The organism is Hafnia alvei (assembly GCF_900095695.1).
In the GTDB taxonomy this organism is placed as follows: Bacteria; Pseudomonadota; Gammaproteobacteria; order Enterobacterales; family Enterobacteriaceae; genus Hafnia; species Hafnia alvei_B.
On sequence record NZ_FMIQ01000013.1, the window covers coordinates 1 to 7,447 of the forward strand.

The window sequence follows — 7,447 nt, forward strand, 5'->3', positions numbered from 1 at the left end:
CACCGGCGAAGCAGGCTGAAAAACGGTGCCAAGCCGGGATGCAAGGCGGCGGCGATTGAGCCGCCTTGCTCGGACGCTGGCACCATACTGAAGAGTAACTCGGAGCTTAAAAGCGTACGAAATCTTACATCGCAACTCTACTCAATCTAATTAAATGAAATTTAAACACTAATATCCACTCCCCCAACTCTCACCGACTTAGCCGAAACGCTAGCAGTAACGATTCTATCGTCATTATTCCCATCCACACTAAATCCACCGGAAGTGGCCTGTCGGTCGGAGGCGTTTTGCTGGCCACCGCTCCATTGCGGTTGGGCTTCGCTGCCCACGCTGCTTTGTCCTAGCTGAATACCGCTATCCGCCAGCGCGGTGCGCAGTTGGGGGAGGGCGGCTTCCAGCGCGGCGCGTACCTGACTATGCCCCGATGCCATGTGCAGCTGCGCTTGGTTGTCATCGATGCGTAGGCTGATTTGCAGCGATCCTAAATCCTGTGGATGCAGCCGCAGTTCGGCGCTGTGCTGGCCGCTGCGATTAAACATCAAGATTTGCTGGCCTAATGCCTGCTGCCATTCGCTGCTGCCTAACTGCGCATTAAGCACCGGCGTTGGCATCGGTGCGGCTGGGACCGCGGTTGTTTGCGGTGCTACAACGGGGCTACTCACGGCAATATTGTGCATCGCTTGGCTTAGCGTATGCGTAGGCTGCTGCGAAAGATTGAGATCGCTGCGCGGTAGGCGAGCATCCTCGAGTTGAGGGGCAAGTTTCAGCGGGATCTCGGCGGTGTTTAACGGGGTCGCGCTGGTTTCAACGCTCGATTTGAGCACTGAAGGATCGCTCTTTTTACTCGGCACCGCCGCTAAGGAGAGGTCTAATTGCTGACTATCTGCGTCGGCGCTTGGCTTATCAGATTTTAATAAGGTTCCAAGATCCAGTTTGGCCTCTTTTTTATCTTCGCCTGTCAGCAGGTTCATAAGAGGATCTGCGCGCTCGGATGCAGTGGTATTCAGCGCCATGTTGATTTCAGCGCTGTCTGCGGTGTCAGACGCGGCAACTTTTGGCAGTGCATCGGGCAGCATAGCAAACAAGGCGCTGATGGCGGCTTGTCCCGCTTGTTCAGTGCCTTTGTCTGCGACCGTTTCCGTCAACGTTTGTAGATGATCGTCTTTGTCCGCCGTTTTTTTATCTGCGAGAGAGGCGCTGAGTGATGCCAGTAGTTTTTGCTGCTGTTTTGGATCCAGCGTCGCCAGTTGACCCAATAATTTCTGCGTATCTTCGCCCTTAGCGGACTGATTTTGTAATGTTTTGGCCAGCGCCGCCTGCAACGTTTTAAGGTCTGCTTTTTCGGCTAAACCGGAACCTGATTTAGTGGTTGTCGCGTGTGGCGCTCGATTCTCTTTGCTCTGTGAGTGTGCTTGAGACAGCACGTTAGAGAAAGGTGCAGCCGCTTTCTTCGCTGATTTAGCCGACGGGGCACTCTCATTGGCTGCTGTAGGATTCGTCATCGCAACAGCGAGCAGTGGGGACGTCATGATTTTTCTCTCCTCATGGCGGCACGCTGGGCGTACTCATCCATCCGTTTTTGATCTTGTTTATTGAGCTGCATCTTTAGCTGATGCTCTTGGCGCTCGTGGAGCGTGCAAAACGCATTTAGGCGTTGCTGTTTTTCCTGCCAGCAGCGCGTGGCGGTTGCGAGTCTGACATTGCATTGATTTAACTGTAGGCGATGCTGATCAATTGCCTGATCCAAGGTGCGAATAAACTGCTGATAGTTACGCCAACTGGACGCATCCATCCCACCGCTCATCCCTTGATTGAGACGCTGACGGTATTCATCTTGGTAATTGAGCAGCATAGTAAGCTGCTGTTCTGCATGTAAAAACGCTTGCTGAGACTTGCCTAGTGCGGTGGTGGCATCATCAACATCTTGCTGTGCAAGGTCACGTAGCATGCCCATGGGTGAAGACATCTTTACCTCCTACCTCTGCGCGTGTACTGAACGAATTCAGCGTGCAGAGATGCCTATTTAGTGCCCTATGCGGGGAACAAAGCCTGAAGACTTGAGCAGGCATCGGCATAGCCGCTGCGCTCGAAGATCCCTTGTTGCAAAAACGCTTCCAAATGCGGATAAAGTGTAATGGCCTGATCCAATAGCGGATCGGAGCCTTTGGCATAAGCGCCTACGCTGATGAGATCGCGGTTGCGCTGATAGCTTGAAAGTAGCTGTTTAAAGCGTCTGACACGGGCGTAGTGGTCATCGCTGATAAGCGACGTCATGGCCCGGCTGATCGATGCTTCAATATCGATGGCCGGATAGTGTCCAGCCTCGGCTAAACGGCGTGACAGAACGATGTGCCCATCCAAAATTGCCCGCGCTGAGTCGGCGATAGGGTCTTGTTGATCGTCACCCTCGGTAAGTACCGTGTAAAACGCGGTGATCGAACCGCCTCCGTGAGTGCCATTACCCGCACGTTCAACCAGCGCCGGTAGTTTGGCAAATACCGACGGCGGATAACCTTTGGTCGCTGGCGGTTCACCGATAGCCAGTGCGATTTCACGCTGCGCCATGGCATAGCGGGTGAGGGAATCCATGATCAGCAACACATGCTGGCCGCGATCGCGAAAGTCTTCGGCAATACGTGTGGCGTAAGAAGCGCCCTGCATACGCAGCAGGGGAGACACGTCGGCCGGCGCGGCGATAACCACCGAACGCTTACGGCCTTCGTCGCCCAAAATATTCTCGATAAAGTCTTTCACTTCACGACCACGTTCACCAATCAACCCCACGACGATCACATCGGCCTGCGTATAACGTGCCATCATGCCGAGCAGTACGCTTTTACCCACGCCGGAACCGGCAAAAAGCCCCATACGCTGCCCACGTCCCACGGTCAGCAGCGCATTGATGGCGCGAACGCCTACGTCGAGGACGTCAACGATCGGCGTACGCTGCAAAGGGTTAAAAGGCAGCGTGGTGAGCCCACCGAGATCGGCCTCTTCCGGCGGCGGCAGCCCATCGAGGGGTTTAGCGCCGCCGTCGAGTACGCGTCCCAGCAACATGGGGCCAAGCGGAAGTTGTTTCCCGCCCGACTGTAAACCGCCGCTTTGGGAGCAAACGCGTGCGCCAGGCACAATGCCATCAACTTCCTCTAACGGCATGAGAAACAGTTGTTGCCCATTAAAGCCAACGACTTCGGCTTCAACCTGCTGAATTTTCACGCCGTCATACCGCTCAATCAGGCACGTTGCGCCAATGGGCAACTGTAAACCGCTGGCCTCGAGAACCAGCCCTGTCGCTCGGGTTAAACGACCATAGCGCCGCGCTGTGGGGATCTGCGGAATGCGTTTTTCAAACGCGTCTAAGGTGCGCAACCACGTGTTAAGGCGTTGGGTCATAATGGCAACTCCGGCGCAGCCAGTTTGCACAATTCTTGCCAGCGGGTAGCAATACTGGCGTCAAGTTCGCCGCCCTCGGCGCTGATTTTGCAGCCGCCGCGGTGGAGCTGGGTATCGGCAAGTAAACGCCAGCCTTGCTGTTCTAACTGTACGCCGAGCTGTTGCTGAATAACCGGCAAATCTTGCGGATTGACGCGTAGCTGTAAATTGCCGTTAAACAGCGGTTCTTGATTAATTAAATGCTGAATTTGCTGTAGCACCGCGCTGGCATCGCACACCGGCGACTGACCGATGATTTGCTTAGCGGCGGTCAACGCCATCTGCATCAGGCGTGCGGCAATCACATTGTCCATGGCCTGCAATGAATGTTGGAACTCTTGGGCAAGCTGTCGCCAATGGTCAAGTATAGGCTGTTGCTCAGTTTGCGCCTGCTGCAATCCTTGAGAGCGGCCTTCGTTGAGACCTTGTTGGAAGCCGGTGTCGTAGCCCTGTTTTTCGCCTTGTTGCAATCCGTGTTGATAGCCCTGCATTTGGGCATCTTCGCGTAGCTGTTCCAGCTCAGCCTGTGCAATAACTGCGGGGGTGGACTCCGCTGCAGGGGGCAGTGGGTCCATTTTGAACGCAGGCATTTTGGGCTTACGCGGCGCTGAAAAGTCACGCATCTCCCAGCGCTGCCATTGCTGATTGGTTTCTTCAATCGTGGCTTTGGGGAAGACCGCTTTACGGAATCCGTCTTTCGGGTTTGGAGGATTAGACATAAGCATCCTCGCCGCCGCCGATCACTACTTCGCCACTTTCGGCTAATCGACGAACGATCAGCAGAATGGCTTTTTGTTCGCTTTCTACCAGCGATAGACGAACGGGTCCGCGCGTGGAGAGATCGTCGCGCAGAATATCGGCCGCACGTTGCGACATATTGCGCATAAACTTCTCACGCAGCGCTTCGTCGGCACCTTTGAGGGCGATAAGCAGAGATTCGGACTCCACTTCCTGCAAGATGCGCTGAATGCTGCGATCGTCGACGTCGACCAGATTTTCGAACAGGAACATTTCGTCGATAATTTTCTGCGCCAGTTCACCGTCGTAGATACGCATGGCTTCAATAACCGACTCTTCCTGTTGGGTTTTCATCAGGTTGATAATCTCAGCCGCCGTGCGGATACCGCCCATTTTGCTGCGTTTGAGGTTTTGACCATCTAGCAGACCGTTAAGCACTTCGGTCAGTTCTTGTAACGCCGTTGGCTGAACGCCACCGAAGGTTGCGATACGCAGTACCACGTCATTGCGCTGGCGTTCGTCAAACTGAGCCAGAATATCGGCGGCCTGAGCACGTTTTAGATGTACCAAAATAGTGGCGATGATCTGCGGATGTTCATCGCGAATAATATCGGCGGCGGCCTGCGGCTCCATAAAGTTGAGCGTTTCAATGCCGCTGGCGGTTTCGCGTGATTCGAGAATGTCTTCCAATAGGCTGGAGGCGCGCTCTTCACCTAGCGCTTTAACCAATACCGACCGTAGATAGTCGCTGGCGTTGACGCTGAGCGCCTCGTACTGTTCGGCTTCGTCTTGAAACTCGTTGAGCACTTCGCCTAACTGCTGGTGAGAAACCTGACTCATGGTCGCCATCGTGGTACTGAGATGCTGCACCTCGCGAGTAGAGAGGTGTTTAAACACCTCCGCCGCACGGTCTTCACCGATGGTCATTAATAAAATGGCGCTTTTTTCAGTTGGGGTCATGGTCATTGCTCGTTACTCATCCATTGGCGAATGACCAGCGCAACCACGCGAGGGTCTTGCTCAGCCATATCACGGACACGCTGTGCCTGCTGTTCCGCGGTGGCACGCTGCTGTGTTTTACGACGATTCTGCACTTCTTCATTACTTGGTTTGGTTGGTTGAACCGGCGTGGTGACAATTGGCGTAGGCTCAACCCGACGGGCCGTCTGCGCATTAGCCAGCTGTTTGTTCAACAGCGGTTTGACCAGTTTGCGCCACAGAATGAAGGCGACAATCAGTACCAACAGGTAGCGGCCCAACGTCATCAACAGATCAAAGAAGCTTGCTTGTTGCCAGAATGGCACATCGCTGCTGTCTTCAACATCGGCGGTAAATGGCGTATTGACTACGTTTAACGTGTCGCCGCGCGTTGCCGAGAAGCCCATGGCTTCGCGAACCAGCGACGTGACCTGCTCGATTTGCTGTGGCGTTAACGGAATGCTTTTGCCGCTGGCGTTGGTAGCATAGTTAACGACGACGGCCACCGACAGACGATCGACATTGCCCGCTTTTTGCTGGGTATGACGGATGGTACGATCGACTTCATAGTTGATGGTTTCATCGCGGCGTGCATTGGATGAGGAGCTACTCCGGCGACCGTTGGTGTCAATGGTGGAAGCAGGGCGCTGGGCGTTTGCCGCATTGGCACCGTTTGCATTTGTGCCCGCCTGCGGAGGATTGGTGATATTTCCCGTTGGCGGTGGTGCCGGTTGATTGGTCAATGCGCCAGGAACGCCGCCAGAGAGTTGGCCACCGGACTGAGAGCTGTCGCTCAGCTGTTGGCTACGCACCGCCGCCTGATTGGCACCCTGATTCGGCTTGTACTCTTCGTCGGTCTGCTCACGAACCGCATTATCAATCTGCGCGGTGACCTGTGCATGCACGTTGCCGTTGCCGACCATCGGCTGCAAGATGGCCTCGATGCGGCGCTGAATTCGGCTTTCGACTTCATTAGCATATTTTAACTGAGTGGCGTTGAGATCGCGCCCCGTGCCGTCTGACTGTGTCAGCAGGTGTCCACCTTGATCGACAACGGTGACATTCCCCGCGGGTAAGCCTGCAACGCTGCTGGATACCATATAGACAATAGCGTTGATTTGCCCTTCATCTAGAGCGCGGCCTGGTTGCAGATTTAAGGTAACGGAAGCTGAGGGCTGCTTTTGTTCTCGAACAAAGAGTGACGGTTTTGGTAGTGCTAAATGGACGCGGGCCGTCTGAACGGGGCCTAATGTTTCGATGGTGCGAGAAAGTTCGCCTTCCAGCGCACGTTGATAGTTGATTTGTTCACTGAACTGGCTGATGCCAAATTTTTCTTGATCCAGAAGCTCAAACCCGACGGCTCCCCCTTTCGGCAGACCTTGCTGCGCGAGGCGCAGGCGCGTTTCATGGACTTTTTCCGCCGGAATTAACAGCGCGGTGCCATTATCCGTGAAGCGATAGGGAATGTTCATCTGGGTGAGCTGGGTGACAATGGCACCGCCGTCCCGATCGCTGATGTTGCTATAAAGTACCCGATAATCAGGTGATTTAGCCCACAGAGCCAGTACTGCAATAACGGCGATAGCAATTGCACCGGCAATGAGCAGTGGAATTTTGGGGTTAGCACGCAGGCGATTCACTATGCTAGCGAAACCGCCATCCCCGCTTTTTGCTGTGGTGCCAGCGCTACCGTTGGCTGAAGCGTTCATGTGCTTACCTTGTCTTTCAGTTGAGCCGGGAAAAAATCCCGGGATAAATTGATATCTTGCAAAACGAACTCCCTGACGCGCTATCAGCGAAATGTATTCAATCAGAGCCTTTTCTTGGAAGGTCTGCGGCTTACAAAAGTAGGCAGGGTATTATTCTGCGGAGTGAGGGAATTTGATGGGAGAATAAGGCCCTATTTTTGCGTCTATTTAGCGGCTTTACTCTTTGATCTCTATGTTAGGGTGATGCCTTATGGGTAAAAGCCATTTGGTAAACACAGACAAAGAGGGTATCAGCAGTGGCGATAGTGGGAATTGAAGGCGTACTTCAGCAGCTTCAGGCGACGGCAGTCTCAGCCGCAAACCGTAGCCAAAATAGTGAGGCTCCACAGGGGGCATTTGCCGCTGAACTTAAAGCCGCAGTGAATCGTATTAGTGATACACAAAATAATGCCAAGATTCAGGCGCAAAATTTTGAAATGGGCGTACCGGGCGTAGCGTTAAACGACGTTATGGTTGATTTGCAAAAATCAGGGATCTCGCTGCAGATGGGGATTCAGGTGCGCAACCGCTTAGTTGCAGCCTATCAAGAT

Annotated in this window: 7 protein-coding genes; 1 reads left to right on the top strand and 6 read right to left on the bottom strand. The window is 54.0% G+C overall.

Features of this window, described 5'->3' with window-relative positions; genetic code table 11:
* Positions 1-161 precede the first annotated feature (161 nt).
* From BN1044_RS04630 to fliF, 6 genes are all read right to left on the bottom strand, one after another.
* On the bottom strand, positions 162-1,529 hold the full coding sequence (locus tag BN1044_RS04630; protein ID WP_072307749.1) for a flagellar hook-length control protein FliK: 1,368 nt from the start codon (positions 1,527-1,529) through the stop codon (positions 162-164).
* Complete coding sequence (fliJ, locus tag BN1044_RS04635; RefSeq protein ID WP_072307750.1) at positions 1,526-1,966, bottom strand: flagellar export protein FliJ; 441 nt, start codon at positions 1,964-1,966, stop codon at positions 1,526-1,528. The genes BN1044_RS04630 and fliJ overlap by 4 nt, the downstream gene beginning before the upstream one ends.
* Positions 1,967-2,031: 65 nt before the next feature.
* On the bottom strand, positions 2,032-3,393 hold the full coding sequence (fliI, locus tag BN1044_RS04640; RefSeq protein WP_072307751.1) for a flagellar protein export ATPase FliI: 1,362 nt from the start codon (positions 3,391-3,393) through the stop codon (positions 2,032-2,034).
* On the bottom strand, positions 3,390-4,151 hold the full coding sequence (gene fliH / locus BN1044_RS04645; protein WP_072307752.1) for a flagellar assembly protein FliH: 762 nt from the start codon (positions 4,149-4,151) through the stop codon (positions 3,390-3,392). The genes fliI and fliH overlap by 4 nt, the downstream gene beginning before the upstream one ends.
* Entirely contained in the window at positions 4,144-5,136 is a 993-nt protein-coding gene (gene fliG, locus BN1044_RS04650) for a flagellar motor switch protein FliG (protein WP_025796729.1), read from the bottom strand. Before fliG ends, fliH begins: the two co-directional genes overlap by 8 nt.
* Positions 5,133-6,857 carry a flagellar basal-body MS-ring/collar protein FliF gene (gene fliF, locus BN1044_RS04655; RefSeq protein WP_072307753.1) on the bottom strand — a complete coding sequence of 575 codons (1,725 nt, stop codon included), beginning with the start codon at positions 6,855-6,857 and terminating at the stop codon, positions 5,133-5,135. Before fliF ends, fliG begins: the two co-directional genes overlap by 4 nt.
* Positions 6,858-7,153: 296 nt before the next feature.
* Between fliF and fliE the strand changes: the two genes are divergently transcribed.
* Positions 7,154-7,447: flagellar hook-basal body complex protein FliE (gene fliE, locus BN1044_RS04660; protein ID WP_072307754.1), on the top strand; the 294-nt coding region annotated here is incomplete at its 3' end.